Consider the following 19,276-nt stretch of genomic DNA (forward strand, 5'->3'; position numbering starts at 1 on the left):
AGAGGCCCTCTCATACAACATCAATATCAGCTCAAACCATCGCCGCAAAATTCAGCCTGAACTGCTGCGGCGTCACCCCCAACCTGCGGTTGAACACGCTGCGCATGTGCTGGGCATCGCGAAAGCCGCACTGATAGGCGACGGTCTTGAGCGGGGCGCTGGTGCTCTCCAGCATCACTCGCGCGGCATCCACCCGCGCCCGCTCGACGAATTCTGCCGGGGTGATTTTCGCTTCCTTGGCGAACACCCGGGAAAAATTGCGCGCACTCATGTTGGCCGCGTTGGCCAGGTCGGCGATGGCCAGGTCGCCCGTCAGGTTGGCCAACACGTAATGCTGGACCATCGCCACCGCCGAGGTCGGTTCCGCGTGGGGCGTCAGGAACGGACTGAACTGTGATTGCCCACCCGAGCGCTGGGTGAACACCACCAATCGCTTCGCCACATTCAACGCCACTTCCGGCCCGTGATCGCGGCCCAGCAGGTACAGCGACAAGTCGATCCCCGCTGTGACCCCGGCCGAGGTGTAAAGCTCAGCGTCCTGCACGTACAAGCGGTCGGCCTCGACTTGGGTCGACGGACATAACGTCGCCAGCGCCGCCGCATCGCTCCAATGCGTTGTCACTGTTCTACCTTCCAAGAGTCCGGCCCGGGCGAGCATGAACGCACCATTGCATATCGAACCAAAGCGTTGCGCCAACGCGCAGGCATCACGCAGCCAGGTATCGAACGCTGCGCCAAAATTCATGAACGGCAACTGGGGACCACCGGCCACCAGCAGCAAATCGTAAGCCTGCAACGCCTCGCTGAAATGCCGATGCGCGTTCAGCGCCAATCCGTTGGAGCACGCCATCACCCCACGCTCCACGCCGATGACTTCCAGCCGATAGTGATCCTCGGGCGCGAGGAAACGATTGGCCTCGGAAAACACATCCATGGGACCGGTGACGTCCAGCGACTGGACACCGGCGAAGACCACGATGGCAACGGTTTTACTCATGGTTCGAAACGCCTCTTTGGATCACGTTTACCTGTGCCGAGGGAGCTTGCTCCCGCTCGGCTGCGCAGCAGTCGTAAACCCACTGGGCACTGTGTGCCTGACGGGGCCAGGCTGCAGATTTCGGGGCCGCTTCGCAGCCCAGCGGGAGCAAGCTCCCTCGCCACAAAAGTACGGCCAGCGCGACCAACCCTAGCCAATCCAGGTCCAACAAGCGAGGCTGGCGCGATATGCATGTTCATTGGCAAGGATCGCAGCCATGGATCGATTGTCCGGTTTCAGGGGGGCGAACAGACTGGACACCTCAGCGCCGCCACGGCGCTCACCATGAGGAAACTCCCATGAGCACCACCATTGCCGGTATCAAAATCCCCGACAGCGCATTGGCTAAAGCCACCACCGAATACATCCGTGATGTCGAGTCCGACCTGCTTTATCACCACTCGCGTCGCGTCTTTCTGTTCGGTGCACTGAGCGGTGAACGCAAGCAACTGGCCTATAACCCTGAGTTGTTGTACGTCGGCGCGATGTTCCATGACCTGGGCCTGGTGGAAGGTCATCGCACTGACAACGAGCGTTTCGAAGTCGATAGCGCCAATGCCGCCAAAGCGTTCCTTCAGCCGTACGGTTTTTCGGATGACGATATCGAGCAAGTGTGGCTGTCGATTGCTCTGCACACTACACCGAATGTGGTGCACCACCTGCGCCCCAACGTTGCACTGGTGACCGCCGGCGTTGAAATGGATGTGCTGGGCATCGACTACGCAGCATTTCCCACCGAGCAGCGCGAAGCGGTGGTGCATGCACATCCACGGGGTGAGGGGTTCAAGGAGTGCATCCTCTGCGCGTTCGCCAACGGCTTCAAACACAAGCCGGACACCACGTTCGGTACGGTGAATGCTGACGTGCTGGTGGACAGCGAACCGGGCTTCAAGCCGATGAACTTCGTTGAGATCATCCGCAAGTCGCCTTGGATTGCATAGTCCTGAAAATCAAAAGATCGCAGCCTGCGGCAATTCCTACAGGAGTACACATTCCTCTGTAGGAGCTGCCGCAGGCTGCGATCTTTTTGCTGTTACGCCGCTTCCGGCGCCTGCTGCGCGCGGCGCACGTCCGGTTGTTTCCACGAGTCGGCAGCGCTTTCCTCGATGGCTTGCTGGATCGCACGCTTGCGGCTTTCTTCGGCGCGGCGGCTGAAGAACCACACCAGGAAGGTCATCAGCGAGACCGCCAGCAGAATCAGGCTGGCCACGGCGTTGATCTCAGGCTTCACGCCCAGACGCACCGCCGAGAACACTTCCATCGGCAAGGTCGTGGAACCCGGGCCCGACACGAAGCTCGCCAGCACCAGGTCATCCAGCGACAGAGCGAACGACATCATGCCGCCCGCACCCAACGATGGCGCGATCATCGGAATGGTGATCAGGAAGAACACCTTCCACGGCCGCGCACCGAGGTCCATGGCTGCCTCTTCGATGGACAGATCCAGCTCACGCAAGCGCGCCGAGACCACCACCGCCACATACGCCGCACAGAACGTGGTGTGAGCGATCCAGATCGTGACGATGCCGCGCTCCTGCGGCCAGCCGATCATCTGCGCCATCGCCACGAACAGCAGCAACAGCGACAGACCGGTGATCACTTCCGGCATTACCAACGGCGCCGTCACCAGGCCGCCAAACAGCGTGCGACCCTTGAAGTGCGTGATGCGGGTCAGGACGAATGCCGCCAATGTACCCAGCGCCACCGCTGCAACTGCCGTGTAGCAGGCGATTTCCAGCGAGCGCACCACCGAGCCCATCAGTTGGGTGTTGTCGAGCAGGCCGACGTACCACTTGATCGACCAGCCTCCCCACACCGTCACCAGTTTCGAGGCGTTGAACGAGTAGATCACCAGGATCAGCATCGGCGCGTAGATGAACAGCAGACCCAGTACCAGCATCAGGCTGGAGAAACGGAAGCGCTTCATTCTTTACCCTCCATTTCCTTGGCCTGACTGCGGTTGAACAGAATGATCGGCACAATCAGGATCGCCAGCATCACTACCGCCAGGGCGGACGCCACCGGCCAGTCACGGTTGTTGAAGAACTCTTGCCAGAGCACTTTACCGATCATCAGGGTTTCCGGACCGCCGAGCAGTTCCGGGATCACGAACTCACCCACCACCGGGATGAACACCAGCATGCAGCCGGCGACGATGCCGTTCTTGGACAGCGGGATGGTGATCTTCCAGAAGCTGTTGAAGGTGCTCGAACCGAGGTCGGAAGCGGCTTCCAGCAAACTGTTGTCGTGCTTCACGAGGTTGGCGTACAGCGGCAGGATCATGAACGGCAGGTACGAATAGACGACGCCGATGTACACCGCGAGGTTGGTGTTGAGGATCTGCAGCGGTTCGTTGATCCAGCCCATGCTCATCAGGAAACCGTTGAGCAGGCCGTTGTTGCTGAGAATGCCCATCCACGCGTAAACGCGGATCAGGATCGCGGTCCAGGTGGGCATCATGATCAGCAACACCAGCACCGTTTGCATTTCTTTGCGGGCGCTGGCGATGGCATAGGCCATCGGGTAGCCGATCACCAGACAGAGGATGGTGCTGATCAGCGCCATCTTCAACGAGCCGAGGTAAGCGGCGATGTACAACTCGTCGCCGGCCAGCATCGCGTAATTGCCAAGGTTCAGCAGCAGCTGCAATTTCTGTTCGGCGTAGCTGTAGATTTCGGTGTACGGCGGGATGGCCACGTCGGCTTCGGCGAAGCTGATCTTCAGGACGATGAAGAACGGCAACATGAAGAACAGGAACAGCCAGATGAAAGGAACCCCGATGACCAGTTGGCGGCCACCGGGAATTATTCGATTGAGGCGGCGTTTGAATTTGCGCATGTTCATGAGCGAAGTACCACGCCGCTATCGTCTTCCCAGTACACGTAGACCTGATCGCCCCAGGTCGGACGTGCGCCACGGCGTTCGGCGTTCGCCACGAACGACTGGACGATCTTGCCGCTCGGCAATTCCACGTAGAACACCGAGTGACCGCCGAGGTAGGCGATGTCGTGAACCTTGCCGCTGGACCAGTTGTACTGGCAGGTCGGCATGTCAGCGGTGACCAGCAGCTTCTCCGGACGGATCGCATAGGTGACCGACTTGTCCTGCACCGAAGTGCTGATGCCGTGGCCAACGTAGATCTGATGGTCCATATCTTTGCAGGTAATGATCGCGTGGCCTTCGGCGTCGTCGATCACTTCGCCTTCGAAGATGTTCACGTTACCGATAAATTCGCAGACCAGGCGGCTGGTCGGGGTTTCGTAGATGTCGATCGGGCTGCCGATCTGGGCGATCCAGCCCAGGTGCATGATCGCGATGCGCTCCGCCATGGTCATGGCCTCTTCCTGGTCGTGGGTCACCATGACGCAGGTTACGCCGACGCGCTCGATGATCTCGACCAGCTCCAGTTGCATTTGCGAGCGCAGTTTTTTATCCAGCGCACCCATCGGTTCATCGAGCAACAGCAGCTTCGGCCGCTTGGCCAACGAACGGGCCAGGGCCACACGCTGACGCTGGCCGCCGGACAATTGATGCGGCTTGCGCTTGGCGTACTGGCTCATCTGCACCAGCTTGAGCATGTCGGCCACGCGAGCATCGACTTCTGCGGCAGGCAGTTTGTCCTGCTTGAGGCCGAAGGCGATGTTCTGCGCCACGGTCATGTGCGGGAACAAGGCGTAGGACTGGAACATCATGTTGATCGGCCGCTCGTACGGCGGCATGTCGGTGATGTCTACACCATCGAGGAAAATGCGCCCCTCCGTGGGCCGTTCGAAACCTGCGAGCATGCGCAGCAAGGTGGATTTGCCCGATCCCGAACCGCCGAGCAGGGCGAAAATCTCGCCTTTCTTGATTTCCAGGGACACATCGTCCACGGCAATCGTCTCGTCGAACTTCTTCGTGACCCGGTCGATTTTGACCAGCACCTGCTTAGGTGACTGGTCGCCCTCGAGGGCTTTCTTATAGGCGCCGGAGGCAACTGCCATTTACGAAACTCCCAGAAAAAAGAGTGCAGTTCGCTCAAGGTGAGCCAACTTTGGATAGTTTGAGCCTTGAAGCTATTTACCCGACTTGACCTTGGTCCAGCTGCGGGTCATTAAACGTTGAATATTGGGTGGCAACTCGATGGACACGTAGGTCTTGTCGAGTACGGCCTGCGGTGGATAAACCGCTTCGTCGGTGCGTATGGACTGTTCCATCAGTTTGTCCGACCCAGGGTTAGGGTTGGCATAGCCGACATAATCACTGACCTGGGCAATCACCTCAGGTTTCAGCAAATAGTTGATGAACGCGTGCGCTTCTTTGACGTTGGCCGAGTCCTTCGGAATCGCCAGCATGTCGAACCAGAGTGCGCCGCCTTCCTTGGGAATCGAGTAAACAATGTCTACGCCTTTCTTGGCTTCAGCAGCGCGGTTGCGGGCCTGGAACATATCGCCGGAGAACCCGATCGCGACGCAGATATCGCCGTTGGCCAGGTCCGCGATGTATTTGGAAGAGTGGAAATACGTCACGTAAGGCCGCACCGCGAGCAACTTGGCTTCGGCCTTTTTGTAGTCTTCAGGGTTGGTGCTGTTGGCATCCAGGCCCATGTAGTTGAGGACCGTCGGCATCATCTCGTCGGCGGAGTCGAGGAACGCCACGCCGCATTTGCTCAGCTTCTTGATGTTTTCCGGCTCGAACACCGCAGCCCAGGAATCGATCTTGTCGACGCCCAGCGCAGCCTTGACCTTTTCAGGGTTGTAACCGATGCCGTTGGTGCCCCACAGGTACGGGACAGCGTACAGGTTGCCCGGATCGTTCTGCTCCAGACGCTTGAGCAATACAGGGTCGAGGTTGGAATAGTTCGGCAGCAGCGACTTGTCGAGTTTCTGGAACGCGCCAGCCTTGATCTGCTTGCCGAGGAAGTGGTTGGACGGCACGACCACGTCGTAACCGGTACGCCCGGCCAGCAACTTGCCTTCCAGGGTTTCGTTGGAGTCGAACACGTCATAGACCGGTTTGATGCCGGTCTCTTTCTGGAAGTCGGCCAGGGTGGTCTCGCCGATGTAATCCGACCAGTTATAAATATGCACGGTGCCGGCGGCCTGAACACTGGCGACAAGCGTCAGTCCGGCGCCGAACAGCATGGCATTGCGCAACAAAGAAAAAATAGGCAAGTGGAGGTCCTCTAAAAGTTAGTTGGGCCCAAGTTGCCCCGCGTTACATGACAACCGTGGTTGCCCAGCAACAAAACCGGCGCGCAACTTACCCTCGAAAAACCGTTCCAGCAAAACTTTCTGTCATTTAATTACACCTGCTGCCGCCATCGCACAGACGACGGCAACAGGTTGTTCCATCAAACCGGCTTATTTACCGGATTTGATCTTGGTCCAGCTGCGAGTCAGGATCCGCTGGGTCGCGGCCGGCAAGTCGGCAATCGCGTACAGCTTGGCCAGCACGTCCGCTGGCGGGTAGATGCCTGGATCGCTGGTGATGTCTTTATCAACCAACGCAGTGGCAGCGGCGTTACCGTTCGGGAAACGCACGGCGTTGGTGATTTCAGCCATGATTTCCGGCTTCTGCAGGAAGGTCATGAACTTGTAGGCGCCTTCGACGTTTTCGGCATCTTTAGGGATGGCGACCATGTCGTAGAAGCTGCCGGCACCTTCTTTCGGAATGTTGTAGCTGACTTTCACCTTGTCACCGGCTTCAGCCGCGCGGGACTTGGCCTGGTAAATGTCACCCGAGTAACCCACGGCCACGCAGATGTTGCCGTTGGCCAGGTCGGAGATGTACTTGGACGAGTGGAAGTAGGCGATCGAAGGACGGACCTTCATGATCAGCGCTTCAGCCTTGTCGATGTCTTCTTTCTTCTGGCTGTCGGTTGGCAGGCCCAGGTAGTGCAACGCCACCGGAATCATCTCGGTTGGCGAATCCAGCAGGCTGATGCCGCAGGACTTCAGCTTGGCGGCGTTTTCAGGCTTGAAAATCAGGTCCCAGGAATCGACCGGTGCGTCGGCACCTAGTGCAGCCTTGACCTTCTCGGCGTTGTAGCCAATGCCGATCGAGCCCCACATGTACGGGAAAGCGTGTTCGTTGCCCGGGTCACTGACCGATACCGCCTTGAGCAGGTCGGTGTTCAGGTTTTTCCAGTTTGGCAGTTTGGACTTGTCCAGCTTCTGGTAGACGCCGGCCTTGATCTGCTTGGCCAGGAAGTTGTTCGACGGTACGACGATGTCGTAGCCGGACTTGCCTGCCAGCAACTTGGCTTCCAGGGTTTCGTTACTGTCGAAAACGTCGTAGACCACTTTGATGCCCGACTCGTCTTCAAACTTCTTGATGGTGTCCGGAGCGATGTAATCGGACCAGTTATAGACGTGCAACACCTTGTCGTCCGCCTGAACCGCACCCGCCATAATGCCCATCAGGGACATGGCGAGAAGAGTCTTGCCAGCAAGCTTTTTGCCTAATGCCTTCATGCGTTAATGCTCCAAATTTTTCTTTTTTGAACCACTTTGTTCAGCGGCCGAACCCCGACAACTGGAACCGCGGCTAGTCTGGCAAGATCCGAGGCAGTCTTTCAAGAAAAGGCCAACCTTTCTGACGTCCCCAAGCGAAGGTGCCGCGGCGCCTTCGCTCAGAGCCTAGCACTTAGCCCTGCAATGCACTCAGGGTCAGGTCCAGGCACTTGCGTGCCTTGGCGACCAACTCATCGATTTCCGCAGGCGTGATCACCAGCGGCGGCGCGATGATCATGGTGTCGCCGACGGCGCGCATGATCAGGCCGTTATCGAAGCAGAACTGCCGGCAGATCATGCCGACGCCCTTGCCTTCGTAGCGCTTGCGTGTGGCCTTGTCCTGAACCAGTTCGATGGCCCCCAACAGACCCACCCCACGAACTTCCCCCACCAACGGGTGATCGTTCAGTTCCCGCAGACGTTTCTGCAAATACGGTGCCGTTTCTGTCTGCACACGCTCGACAATTTTTTCTTCGCGCAGGATGCGGATGTTTTCCAGCGCCACGGCAGCGGCCACCGGGTGCCCGGAGTAGGTGAAACCGTGGTTGAAGTCGCCGCCTTCGTTGAGCACGTCGACCACTTCGTCACGCACGATCAGGCCACCCATCGGGATGTAGCCGGAGGTCAGGCCTTTGGCGATGGTCATCATGTCGGGCTTGAGGCCGTAGAAATCGGTACCGAACCACTCACCGGTGCGACCGAAACCACAGATCACTTCGTCAGCCACGAACAGGATGTCGTACTTGGCGAGGATTTCCTTGACGCGCGGCCAGTAGCTGTCTGGCGGAATGATCACGCCGCCGGCGCCCTGGATCGGCTCGGCAATAAAGGCACCGACGTTGTCGACGCCGACTTCCAGAATCTTTTCTTCCAGCTGATTGGCAGCCCAGATCCCGAACTCGTCCGGAGTCATGTCGCCACCTTCGGCGAACCAGTACGGCTGGGCGATGTGGACGATGCCAGGGATCGGCAAGTCGCCCTGTTCGTGCATGTAGGTCATGCCACCCAGGCTCGCGCCGGCCACGGTGGAACCGTGATAGCCGTTCTTGCGGCTGATGATGACTTTCTTCTTCGGCTGGCCCTTGATCGCCCAGTAGTGGCGGACCATACGCAGCATGGTGTCGTTGCCTTCGGAACCGGAACCGGTGAAGAACACGTGGTTCATGCCTTCAGGCGCGATGTCGGAAATGGCCTTGGCCAGTTCCAGCACCGGTGGGTGAGCGGTCTGGAAGAACAGGTTGTAGTAAGGCAGTTCGCGCATTTGCTTGGCGGCGGCATCGGCCAACTCGTCACGACCGTAACCGATCGCCACGCACCACAGACCGGCCATGCCGTCGAGGATCTGGTTGCCCTCGCTGTCCCACAGGTACACGCCCTTGGCGTTGGTGATGATCCGCGGGCCTTTCTCTTTCAGCTGCTTGAAATCGCTGAAAGGGGCCAGGTGGTGTTCGTTGCTCAGGGTTTGCCATTCACGGGTTTGCGGGTTGTTGCTGGTCATACGAATCTCCTAAAAAAATCAGGTGAAGGCGCTGCCCGATAACAGCAGCGCCCGGCGCATCAGACGGCGAATAGCAGGAATTCCCGTTCCCACGAACTGATCACGCGCTTGAAGTTTTCATGCTCGGCCCGCTTGACCGCGACGTAGCCAGTAATGAAATTTTTGCCCAGGTATTTCTCGATGGTCTTGCTGTTTTCCATGCGTTCCAGCGCGTCTTCGATGGTCAGTGGCAGGCGCAGGTTGCGGCGCTCATAGCCACGGCCCACCACAGGCGCGCTCGGGTTCAGGCCTTCGACCATGCCGATGTAACCGCAGAGCAGGCTCGCGGCGATCGCCAGGTACGGGTTGGCGTCGGCACCCGGCAGGCGGTTTTCCACCCGACGGTTTTGCGGTCCGGCATCCGGCACCCGCAGGCCCACGGTGCGGTTCTCTTCACCCCACTCCACGTTCACCGGTGCCGAGGTGTCCGGCAGGAAGCGGCGGAACGAGTTGACGTTGGGTGCGAACAGCGGCAACAACTCGGGAATCAGTTTCTGCAAGCCACCGATGTGGTGCAGGAACAACTGGCTCATGGTCCCGTCTTCATTGGAGAAGATGTTCTTGCCGGTCTCGATGTCGATGATGCTCTGGTGCAAGTGCATGGCGCTGCCCGGCTCACCGGTCATGGGCTTGGCCATGAAGGTCGCGGCCACGTCGTGCTTGAGCGCGGCTTCGCGCATGGTGCGCTTGAACACCAGGATCTGGTCGGCCAGGGACAGGGCATCGCCATGACGGAAGTTGATTTCCATCTGCGCCGTGCCGTCCTCGTGGATCAGCGTGTCGAGGTCCAGCTCCTGCAATTCGCACCAGTCGTAGACATCTTCGAACAACGGATCGAATTCGTTCGCCGCTTCGATGGAGAACGACTGGCGACCGGTTTCCGGGCGACCGGAACGGCCGATTGGCGGTTGCAACGGGTAGTCCGGGTCGTCGCTGCGCTTGGTCAGGTAGAACTCCATTTCCGGCGCCACGATCGGCTGCCAGCCCTTGTCGGCATAGAGTTTCAGGACCTTCTTGAGCACGTTGCGCGGCGACAGCTCAATCGGGTTGCCCTGCTTGTCGTAGGTGTCGTGGATGACGATGGCTGTCGGCTCGATGGCCCAAGGCACCACGTACACCGCGCTCTGGTCGGGGCGGCAGATCATGTCGATGTCGGCCGGGTCGAGCAGTTCGTAATAGATGTCGTCTTCGACGTAATCGCCGGTCACGGTCTGCAACAGCACACTCTCTGGCAGACGCATGCCTTTTTCGGCGATAAATTTGTTGGTCGGCGAAATCTTGCCCCGGGTGATCCCGGTCAAGTCGGCGATCATGCATTCGACTTCTGTGATCTTGTGGTCTTTCAACCAATCGGTGAGCTGGTCGAGGTTGTGACTCATAAATGCCTCTAGGCTTTGAGTTTCCCGACTCTCGGGAGTCAGGCGATGTTTGACGCATCGGCGTCGCGTTGGAATGCGTGTCTACGACAGGCTATCGTGTTTTTCCAGGCAGCCCGATAAACACCGGGCGTGCAGAATCACGAGCGGTGCCCTGCGCAATGGCCGAGCCGCTATTGTGAATCGGTTCTATATTGAATGGAGTAACCGTAATGGGTGTGCCATCTCGAACGTCCAGAATATCGGACGGGGATGGTCGATTCGCCGGGGAAGCAAGGATCGCCGCCAGGCCAGAAGCCGCTGAGACCTTAGCACTGACGCAGATGTCGCCACTGATGTGGCAAGCATGCAGACCGTTCTGCACAGAGCAGTCGGTGAGGCCGATTAACGGCAGGCGAGACATGAAGCACCCCGGTATTATTGCTGTTATGGGTTTGATTCGAGCTTAGCCTTGTTCATTTTTTTACACAACACCCCCGTAAAAAATACAACACGGCCCGCTCAACTGTGCGGGTGCCCAGCCGTCCGATGGCAGAAAAATGCCCCAAAGTGCCCCATAAATGCCCTCGCGGCGCTTTTTCAGGGCATAAAAGGCCTCGCTTGACTTCGGCAGGCCGTTCGGGTTGACTGAAACCAGAAAAGATCAATGATTGATATTTTTAACAACAAAGGTGTTGCATCATGTCGGTACCCCCGCGTGCCGTTCAGCTTAACGAAGCGAACGCGTTCCTTAAGGAACATCCTGAGGTTCTGTACGTTGACCTTCTGATTGCGGATATGAATGGTGTGGTGCGCGGCAAGCGCATTGAACGCACCAGCCTCCACAAGGTTTACGAGAAAGGCATCAACCTGCCGGCCTCTCTATTTGCTCTGGATATCAACGGCTCGACGGTGGAAAGCACCGGCCTGGGCCTGGACATCGGTGATGCTGACCGAATCTGCTATCCAATTCCCGACACCCTGTGCAACGAGCCATGGCAGAAGCGCCCGACCGCGCAACTGTTGATGACCATGCACGAACTCGAAGGCGAGCCGTTCTTCGCCGACCCGCGTGAAGTGCTGGCCAATGTCGTGCGCAAGTTCGACGAAATGGGCCTGACCATCTGCGCCGCGTTCGAACTGGAGTTCTACCTGATCGACCAGGAGAACGTGAACGGTCGACCGCAACCTCCTCGCTCGCCGGTTTCCGGCAAACGTCCGCACTCGACACAGGTCTACCTGATCGACGACCTCGACGAATACGTCGACTGCCTCCAGGACATTCTGGAAGGTGCCAAAGAGCAAGGCATTCCGGCCGACGCCATCGTCAAGGAAAGTGCCCCGGCGCAGTTCGAAGTGAACCTGCACCACGTGGCCGACCCGATCAAGGCCTGCGACTATGCAGTCCTGCTCAAGCGCCTGATCAAGAACATCGCCTACGACCATGAAATGGACACCACCTTCATGGCCAAGCCTTATCCGGGCCAGGCGGGTAATGGTCTGCACGTCCACATCTCGATTCTCGACAAAGATGGCAAGAATATTTTTGCCAGTGAGGATCCCGAGCAGAACGCCGCACTGCGTCACGCGATCGGCGGTGTGCTCGAGACCCTACCGGCGCAGATGGCTTTCCTCTGCCCGAACGTCAACTCGTACCGTCGTTTCGGCGCACAGTTCTACGTGCCGAACTCGCCGTGCTGGGGCCTGGACAACCGTACCGTGGCGATCCGCGTACCGACCGGCTCTGCCGATGCCGTGCGCATCGAGCACCGTGTCGCCGGTGCCGACGCCAACCCGTACTTGCTGATGGCTTCGGTCCTGGCAGGCGTGCACCACGGCCTGACCAACAAGATCGAGCCGGGCGCTCCGGTGGAAGGCAACAGCTACGAGCAGAACGAGCAGAGCCTGCCGAACAACCTGCGCGATGCACTGCGCGAGCTGGACGACAGCGAAGTCATGGCCAAGTACATCGATCCGAAATACATCGATATCTTCGTCGCGTGCAAAGAGAGCGAGCTGGAGGAGTTCGAACACTCCATCTCCGACCTTGAGTACAACTGGTATCTGCATACCGTTTAAGCAGTTGCAGTAGAAAAAACGCCGCCGGCTGTTGAAGCCTGTGGCGTTTTTTTATGGCCAACATCAATCCCTGTGGCGAGGGAGCTTGCTCCCGCTGGAGGCCGAAGGACTCCCTCTAATCCGCGAGACGGTTCTATCAGGTGCACCGCATTGACCGGTCTTAGGGCCGCTTCGCGACCCAGCGGGAGCAAGCTCCCTCGCCACAGGAAATATGGCACATCTGTCCGCTCTGCGTACAATGCCCGCTGCCCCGCAGGAGACTCCAATGACACGCGTAGCCACTCCCCGCAAACCCCGCGCACGCAGCCAGGCGCGAATCGATTCGATCCTCGATGCCGCGCGCACATTGCTGGCCGCCGAGGGTGTGGCCAGCCTGTCGATCTACAGTGTCGCCGAGCGTGCGGAGATCCCGCCCTCCTCCGTCTACCACTTTTTCGCCAGCGTCCCGGCGCTGCTCGAAGCGCTGACCGCCGACGTCCACGCCGCCTTCCGCGCCTGCCTGCAAGCGCCCATCGACCACGATGCATTGAGCGGCTGGCGGGATCTGTCGCGGCTGGTGGAACAGCGCATGCTCGACATCTACGGTGAGGATGCCGCCGCGCGCCAACTGATCCTTGCCCAGCACGGCCTGACCGAAGTCACCCAGGCCGACCGCCAGCATGACATCGAACTGGGCGACTTGATGCACAAGCTGTTCGATCACCATTTCCAACTGCCGAAGCTGCCGGGGGATGTGGATGTGTTTGCGCTGGCCATGGAGCTGGGTGATCGGGTGTACGCGCGCTCGGTGCAACAGCACGGGCAGATCACGCCACGCATGGCCGAGGAAGGGATGCGGGTGTTTGATGCTTACCTTGGGCTTTATCTCCCGCCGTATCTGCCCAAGCGCGCTGCGCTTTAAAAGATCGCAGCCTTCGGCAGCTCCTACATTGGAATGATCTTAAGGAATCAAAAACCCCGAAGGGCTAAAACCCTTCGGGGTTGTCGTTTGCGCGCACGGTTTACAACTTGGCGATCGACACCTCGGTGGATTTCACAAACGCGATCACTTCGCTGCCAACCGCCAGCTCCAGCTCTTTCACCGAGCGGGTGGTGATCACTGAAGTGACGATGCCGGAGGCGGTCTGCACGTCGATTTCCGACAGCACGTCACCGAGGACGATTTCCTTGATGGAGCCTTTGAACTGGTTACGCACGTTGATGGCTTTGATAGTCATGATGTTGATTCCTGTCGTTGGATAAGACTTGAGTTATTGAGCCCAGCGCAATTGCGTTGGCAACGGTGAAACAGGTTCCGGTTCCGGCGGTTGGCCCGGCAGTGACAGCACACGATTGAGCACTTCGGTTTCCAGCGCCGCCAATCGATGGGAACCGCGGACCCGAGGGCGCGGCAGTTCCACCTGCAGGTCTAGGCCGACTTCGCCGTCTTCGATGAGGATCACCCGATCGGCAATCGCCACCGCTTCACTGACGTCGTGGGTCACCAGCAACACGGTAAAACCATGCTGTTGCCAAAGCCGTTCGATCAGTTGCTGCATCTCGATTCGGGTCAGTGCATCCAGCGCGCCCAAAGGCTCGTCGAGCAGCAGCAGGCGCGGTTGATGGATCAGCGCGCGGGCCAGTGCCACACGTTGCTTCTGCCCACCGGACAACGCCGCCGGCCACTCGTTGGCGCGATCCGCGAGACCCACCGCTTCCAGCGCTTCCAAAGCCTTGGGACGCCAGTTGCCCTTGAGCCCGAGGCCGACGTTGTCGATGATCTTTTTCCACGGCAGCAGACGCGCTTCCTGGAACATCAAGCGAGTGTCTTCCCGTGCCTCACTGAGCGGCGCCGAACCCGCCAGCAGTTCACCGCCGGTAGGCTGATCAAGCCCGGCCAGCAAACGCAGCAAAGTACTTTTGCCACAGCCGCTGCGACCGACCACGGCGACGAATTGCCCCGCCGGGATATGCAGATCGATCTCGCGCAGCACCTGCCGCGAGCCGAAGGTTTTTTGCAGTTTGCGCACCGCCAGCGGAATCCCGCGCAGCAGGCGTGGAGGTTGTTGAGCAGTCATGCGGCACCTCCTTTTACAACCTGATAGGCCGGATGCCAGCGCAGCCACACGCGTTCAAGTCCACGGGCCGCGAGGTCGGCCAGCTTGCCGAGCACCGCGTACATCAGGATCGCCAGCACCACCACGTCGGTCTGCAAGAACTCCCTGGCATTCATCGCCAGGTAGCCAATGCCGGAGCTGGCGGAAATGGTTTCCGCGACGATCAGCGTCAGCCACATGAACCCCAGGGCGAAACGCACACCGACCAGAATCGAAGGCAACGCACCCGGCAGGATCACCTGGCGAAACAGGCTGAAACCGGACAAGCCGTAGCTGCGTGACATTTCCACCAACGCCGGATCAACGTTGCGGATGCCGTGATAGGTATTGAGGTAGATCGGGAACAAGGTGCCCAACGCCACCAGGAAAATCTTGGCCGACTCGTCGATGCCGAACCACAGGATCACCAGCGGAATCAGCGCCAGGTGCGGCACGTTACGGATCATTTGCACCGAGCTGTCGAGCAGGCGCTCGCCCCATTTCGACAGACCCGTGATGAAGCCCAGAGTCAGGCCGATGCCGCCGCCGATGGCGAAGCCCAGCGCCGCGCGCCAGCCGCTGATTGCCAGGTGCGTCCAGATTTCGCCGCTGCGCACCAGACTCACGCCAGCTTCGATCACGGCAATCGGTGCCGGCAGAATCCGCGTCGACAACCAGCCCGCCGACACCGACAACTGCCACACCGCCAGCAGCAACACCGGCAACGCCCAGGGCGCGAGACTGTGGATGATTTTCTTCATGGCGCGCCTCAGCTCTGCGACGCGGCTTTGGGAAGAATGTCGTTGGCGACCATCTCACCGAACGGGCTGACATAACCGGCGCTTTTCGGCAACTCGGGACGTTCGATATCGAGGTGCGGAAACAGCAACTCGGCAACGCGATACGATTCTTCCAGGTGTGGATAACCGGAGAAGATGAAGGTGTCGATACCGAGGTCCGCGTATTCCTTCACGCGTGCGGCAACGGTCGGACCATCACCCACCAGCGCCGTACCGGCACCGCCACGCACCAGGCCGACACCGGCCCAAAGATTCGGGCTGACTTCCAGGTTGTCGCGGCTGCCGCCGTGCAGTGCCGCCATGCGTTGCTGACCCACGGAATCGAAACGTGCCAGCGATGCCTGGGCACGGGCGATGGTTTCGTCGTCCAGGTGCGAGATCAGTCGGTCCGCCGCTTGCCAGGCCTCGGCATTGGTTTCACGAACGATCACATGCAGGCGAATGCCGAAGCGCACGGTACGACCGAGCTTGGCGGCTTTCGCACGCACCTGTGCAATCTTCTCGGCCACGGCGGCCGGTGGCTCGCCCCAGGTCAGGACCATTTCCACCTGCTCTGCCGCGAGATCCTGCGCTGCTTCCGACGAGCCGCCGAAATACAACGGTGGACGCGGTTGCTGGATCGGCGGATAGAGCAACTTGGCGCCCTTCACGCTGATGTGCTGGCCGTCGTAATCAACGGTTTCGCCTTCCAGCACGCGTCGCCAGATGCGGGTGAATTCCACCGAAGCCTGATAGCGCTCTTCGTGAGTCAGGAACAGTCCGTCGCCGGCCAATTCTTCCGGATCACCACCCGTTACCAGGTTGAACAAGGCGCGGCCGCCGGACAGACGATCAAGTGTCGCGGCCTGACGCGCTGCCACCGTCGGGGAAATGATCCCGGGGCGCAGGGCGACCAGAAATTTCAAACGCTGGGTCACCGGGATCAGCGACGCCGCCACCAGCCACGAGTCTTCGCAGGAACGGCCGGTGGGAATCAGCACGCCGCCGAAACCCAGTCGATCCGCCGCTTGCGCGACTTGTTGCAGGTAACCGTGGTCAACGGCGCGAGCGCCTTCGGCGGTGCCAAGGTAATGGCCGTCGCCGTGGGTAGGCAGGAACCAGAAGATATTGAGGCTCATGGAGTGGTCTCCTTGGGGAATCGGCTTAAGTTTCTGAGCGTGAGTTACTGAGCTTTGGCAACGGCCGCCGGTGGCGTCCAGATCACGTCTTTGATGCTCAACGGCTTCGGAATCAGCTTGAGCTGGTAGAAGCTGTCAGCGATTTTCTGCTGCGCTGCGACCACTTCCGGGGTGAGGAACAACGCACCGTAGCCCTGGCGTTTCATCGAGGTCAGGGTGATGTCCGCCGGCAGGCCAAGCAGTGGCGAGACCTGTTTGGTCACGTCTTCCGGGTTGGCCTTGGACCACTCGCCGACCGCGCGCACTTCATCCACGAGGGTCTTGATCACCTCGGGATTTTTCTGTGCGTAAGGCTTGGTCGCCAGGTAGAACTGATGGTTGTCGACGATGCCTTGGCCATCACGCAGGGTGCGTGCTTGCAGTTGCTGTTCGGCGGCGGCCTGGTATGGGTCCCAGATGACCCAGGCATCGACGCTGCCACGCTCGAACGCGGCGCGGGCGTCGGCCGGCGGCAGGAATACGGTCTGGATGTCGGTGTATTTGAGGCCGGCGTCTTCCAGCGCACGCACCAGCAGGTAGTGCACGTTGGAGCCTTTGTTCAGCACGACTTTCTTGCCCTTGAGCTCGGCCACCGATTTGATCGGCGAGTCCTTCGGCACCAGGATCGCTTCGCTGTGAGGCGCTGGCGGTTCGTAGGCGACATAGAGCAAATCAGCACCGGCCGCTTGAGCGAACACTGGCGGTGTTTCGCCGGTGACGCCGAAGTCGATGGAGCCGACGTTCAGGCCTTCGAGCAGTTGCGGGCCGCCGGGGAATTCAGTCCATTGCACGTCCACGCCTTGGGCGGCGAGGCGCTTTTCCAGGGTGCCTTTGGCTTTGAGCAGCACCAGGGTGCCGTATTTCTGATAGCCGATTCGAAGTGTCTCGGCTTGAGCTTGAGTAATGGCGCCGAAGGTGACAGCCGCAGCAAACAGAGCGACCAGACCACGACGCAAAATGACAGGGCGCATGGCGCTCTCCTTTTTGCAGTAGGGTTTTTGGCTGCACCTGCTTGCCCGTTAGCGGGCGAGTAAGGCCAGTACATAAAATTTGGGTAAGGCTTAAATGCTCCAGCGAGCAGTCAACAAACGATCATTCAACAGGTTCGGATCGAGCGGCTTTGGCCGTCGCGCCATGGCGCTGAAAAACAACTCCAGCGACTCATTCAATCTTTGCTCCAGCTCCGGCGCCAACTGCGCCTGCGCACTGCCTTCGCCGTAGGCGATCTGGCTGTCGACGGCGAAAATCCCCTGCAGCAGTTCCTGGGCTTTCAACGCCGACAACACTGGCTTGAGCGCGTAATCCACCGCCAGCATGTGAGCGATGCTGCCCCCGGTCGCCATCGGCAGAACCACTTTGTGGCTCAGGGCGCGCTCGGGCAGCAAGTCCAGCACGGTTTTCAACGCACCGGAGAACGACGCTTTGTAGACCGGCGTGGCAATCAGCAAGCCATCGGCGTTTTCAATCTGTTGCAACAGGTCGATCACCTTCGGGCTGTCAAAACGCGCATGCAGCAAGTCTTCGGCCGGGAAGTCCCGCACCTGGTAACTCACCACTTCCACACCCTGCCCTTGCAACCAACGCTGGGAGCGCTCCAGCAACACCCCGGAACGGGAGCGTTGGCTGGGACTGCCACCGAGTGAGACGACCAGCATTCAGAGGATTCCTTGAACGGTGTTGGCGATTCGCGATTTGCGATCTCGCTTCGATGGAGTGACCTTAACAGGTGATTTATATATCCATAAATCATATTTATTCATTTGGTTATTCGTTTAGGAGATATACAAATTCAATTCTTCCAGGCAAAAAACAGGCCGTCGAAACGGCCTGAAATCCCCTGCTGATCGTTCCCACGCTCTGCGTGGGAATGCATCCATGGACGCTCCGCGTTCTCAGTGACGCAGAGCGTCACGGGCGGCGTTCCCACGCAGAGCGTGGGAACGACCACTCTTCAACGATTCGGCTGCGGCGTCAGCCGCAAGTAAGGTTTAACGGCGCGATAGCCCTTGGGAAAGCGCTGCTTGATTTCGTCTTCATCCTTGAGCGACGGCACGATCACCACCTCATCACCGTCCTGCCAGTTGGCCGGGGTAGCCACCTTGTAGTTGTCGGTGAGTTGCAGCGAATCGATCACCCGCAGGATTTCATTGAAGTTACGGCCGGTGCTGGCCGGATAAGTGATGGTCAACCGGACCTTTTTGTTCGGGTCGATCACGAACAGCGAACGCACCGTCAGGGTGTCGTTGGCATTGGGATGGATCAGGTCGTAGAGGTCCGAGACCTTGCGGTCGGCGTCGTCGAGGATCGGGAAGTTGACGACGGTGTTCTGGGTTTCGTTGATGTCTTCGATCCATTTGTGGTGCGAATCCACTGGGTCGACGGACAGCGCGATGGCCTTGACCCCACGCTTGGCGAATTCATCTTTCAATTTGGCGGTGAAGCCCAACTCGGTGGTGCACACCGGCGTGAAGTCCGCCGGGTGGGAAAACAGCACACCCCAGCTATCGCCCAGCCACTGGTGGAAACGGATGGTACCGGCGCTGGAATCCTGTTCGAAATCGGGGGCGATATCGCCGAGTCTGATACCCATGGTGTGCTGCTCCTTTTGAGTTCTGGTTGAGCCCACTGTGCCTGTGTTTTTTATCTATTAAAAAGAATAAATATCGATTTATTTAGATCCAAACGAAATATTAAAGATCTGTTCACTGGACGTGGTCACGCATCCCGCCGAACATCGGCCCCA

General features: G+C 59.2%; 18 protein-coding genes. 3 read left to right on the forward strand and 15 right to left on the reverse strand.

Features of this window, described 5'->3' with window-relative positions; all coding sequences use genetic code 11:
- Nucleotides 1-31 precede the first annotated feature (31 nt).
- Nucleotides 32-997: a DJ-1/PfpI family protein gene (locus V6Z53_RS01100; RefSeq protein WP_338583748.1), complete on the reverse strand. Its 966-nt coding sequence runs from the start codon at nt 995-997 to the stop codon at nt 32-34.
- Nucleotides 998-1,335: 338 nt separating this feature from the next.
- On the opposite strand from V6Z53_RS01100, the gene V6Z53_RS01105 reads away from it, so the two are divergent.
- Nucleotides 1,336-1,977, forward strand: a complete 642-nt coding sequence (locus V6Z53_RS01105; protein WP_338583750.1) for an HD domain-containing protein — start codon at nt 1,336-1,338, stop codon at nt 1,975-1,977.
- 92 nt (nt 1,978-2,069) lie between these two features.
- Here V6Z53_RS01105 and V6Z53_RS01110 read toward each other — a convergent pair whose 3' ends face one another.
- The 7 genes from V6Z53_RS01110 to V6Z53_RS01140 all read right to left on the reverse strand — a co-directional run bounded on the left by V6Z53_RS01110 (nt 2,070) and on the right by V6Z53_RS01140 (nt 10,446).
- Nucleotides 2,070-2,963 (reverse strand): ABC transporter permease subunit, encoded by an 894-nt coding sequence (locus tag V6Z53_RS01110; RefSeq protein ID WP_338583751.1) that lies wholly within the window; start codon nt 2,961-2,963, stop codon nt 2,070-2,072.
- Nucleotides 2,960-3,841 carry an ABC transporter permease subunit gene (locus V6Z53_RS01115; protein ID WP_338586428.1) on the reverse strand — a complete coding sequence of 294 codons (882 nt, stop codon included), beginning with the start codon at nt 3,839-3,841 and terminating at the stop codon, nt 2,960-2,962. Before V6Z53_RS01115 ends, V6Z53_RS01110 begins: the two co-directional genes overlap by 4 nt.
- Nucleotides 3,842-3,876: 35 nt before the next feature.
- A complete protein-coding gene (gene potA / locus V6Z53_RS01120; RefSeq protein ID WP_338583752.1) occupies nt 3,877-5,019 on the reverse strand; it encodes a polyamine ABC transporter ATP-binding protein in 1,143 nt (380 codons plus the stop codon).
- Between the two features lie 72 nt (nt 5,020-5,091).
- Complete coding sequence (locus V6Z53_RS01125; RefSeq protein ID WP_338583753.1) at nt 5,092-6,189, reverse strand: polyamine ABC transporter substrate-binding protein; 1,098 nt, start codon at nt 6,187-6,189, stop codon at nt 5,092-5,094.
- Nucleotides 6,190-6,378: 189 nt separating this feature from the next.
- The gene (locus V6Z53_RS01130; protein ID WP_338583754.1) at nt 6,379-7,491 is read right to left on the reverse strand and encodes a polyamine ABC transporter substrate-binding protein; all 1,113 of its coding nucleotides are present in this window, start codon (nt 7,489-7,491) and stop codon (nt 6,379-6,381) included.
- Between the two features lie 172 nt (nt 7,492-7,663).
- Nucleotides 7,664-9,028: an aspartate aminotransferase family protein gene (locus V6Z53_RS01135; RefSeq protein WP_338583755.1), complete on the reverse strand. Its 1,365-nt coding sequence runs from the start codon at nt 9,026-9,028 to the stop codon at nt 7,664-7,666.
- A gap of 59 nt (nt 9,029-9,087) precedes the next feature.
- Nucleotides 9,088-10,446 carry a glutamine synthetase family protein gene (locus tag V6Z53_RS01140; protein ID WP_338583756.1) on the reverse strand — a complete coding sequence of 453 codons (1,359 nt, stop codon included), beginning with the start codon at nt 10,444-10,446 and terminating at the stop codon, nt 9,088-9,090.
- Nucleotides 10,447-11,124: 678 nt separating this feature from the next.
- Here V6Z53_RS01140 and V6Z53_RS01145 point away from each other — a divergent pair.
- Both V6Z53_RS01145 and V6Z53_RS01150 read left to right on the forward strand, forming a co-directional pair.
- Nucleotides 11,125-12,501 (forward strand): glutamine synthetase family protein, encoded by a 1,377-nt coding sequence (locus V6Z53_RS01145; RefSeq protein WP_053163627.1) that lies wholly within the window; start codon nt 11,125-11,127, stop codon nt 12,499-12,501.
- A 265-nt stretch (nt 12,502-12,766) separates the two neighbouring features.
- On the forward strand, nt 12,767-13,402 hold the full coding sequence (locus V6Z53_RS01150) for a TetR/AcrR family transcriptional regulator (protein WP_338583757.1): 636 nt from the start codon (nt 12,767-12,769) through the stop codon (nt 13,400-13,402).
- A 100-nt stretch (nt 13,403-13,502) separates the two neighbouring features.
- Here V6Z53_RS01150 and V6Z53_RS01155 read toward each other — a convergent pair whose 3' ends face one another.
- The 7 genes from V6Z53_RS01155 to V6Z53_RS01185 form a co-directional block, all read right to left on the reverse strand.
- Nucleotides 13,503-13,718, reverse strand: a complete 216-nt coding sequence (locus V6Z53_RS01155; protein WP_007967989.1) for a TOBE domain-containing protein — start codon at nt 13,716-13,718, stop codon at nt 13,503-13,505.
- A 33-nt stretch (nt 13,719-13,751) separates the two neighbouring features.
- Nucleotides 13,752-14,558, reverse strand: coding sequence for an aliphatic sulfonates ABC transporter ATP-binding protein (gene ssuB, locus V6Z53_RS01160; RefSeq protein ID WP_338583758.1), 807 nt, complete (start codon nt 14,556-14,558; stop codon nt 13,752-13,754).
- A complete protein-coding gene (gene ssuC / locus V6Z53_RS01165) occupies nt 14,555-15,337 on the reverse strand; it encodes an aliphatic sulfonate ABC transporter permease SsuC (protein ID WP_056854057.1) in 783 nt (260 codons plus the stop codon). Before ssuC ends, ssuB begins: the two co-directional genes overlap by 4 nt.
- 8 nt (nt 15,338-15,345) lie before the next feature.
- Nucleotides 15,346-16,494 (reverse strand): FMNH2-dependent alkanesulfonate monooxygenase, encoded by a 1,149-nt coding sequence (ssuD, locus tag V6Z53_RS01170; protein ID WP_150701828.1) that lies wholly within the window; start codon nt 16,492-16,494, stop codon nt 15,346-15,348.
- Nucleotides 16,495-16,538: 44 nt separating this feature from the next.
- Entirely contained in the window at nt 16,539-17,504 is a 966-nt protein-coding gene (locus tag V6Z53_RS01175; protein ID WP_338583759.1) for a sulfonate ABC transporter substrate-binding protein, read from the reverse strand.
- A 90-nt stretch (nt 17,505-17,594) separates the two neighbouring features.
- On the reverse strand, nt 17,595-18,188 hold the full coding sequence (ssuE, locus tag V6Z53_RS01180) for an NADPH-dependent FMN reductase (protein ID WP_338583761.1): 594 nt from the start codon (nt 18,186-18,188) through the stop codon (nt 17,595-17,597).
- Nucleotides 18,189-18,484: 296 nt separating this feature from the next.
- On the reverse strand, nt 18,485-19,123 hold the full coding sequence (locus V6Z53_RS01185) for a peroxiredoxin (RefSeq protein WP_338583762.1): 639 nt from the start codon (nt 19,121-19,123) through the stop codon (nt 18,485-18,487).
- Nucleotides 19,124-19,276: the final 153 nt, after the last annotated feature.

It is taken from the genome of Pseudomonas sp. MAG733B (genome assembly GCF_036884845.1).
Classification (GTDB): Bacteria; Pseudomonadota; Gammaproteobacteria; order Pseudomonadales; family Pseudomonadaceae; genus Aquipseudomonas.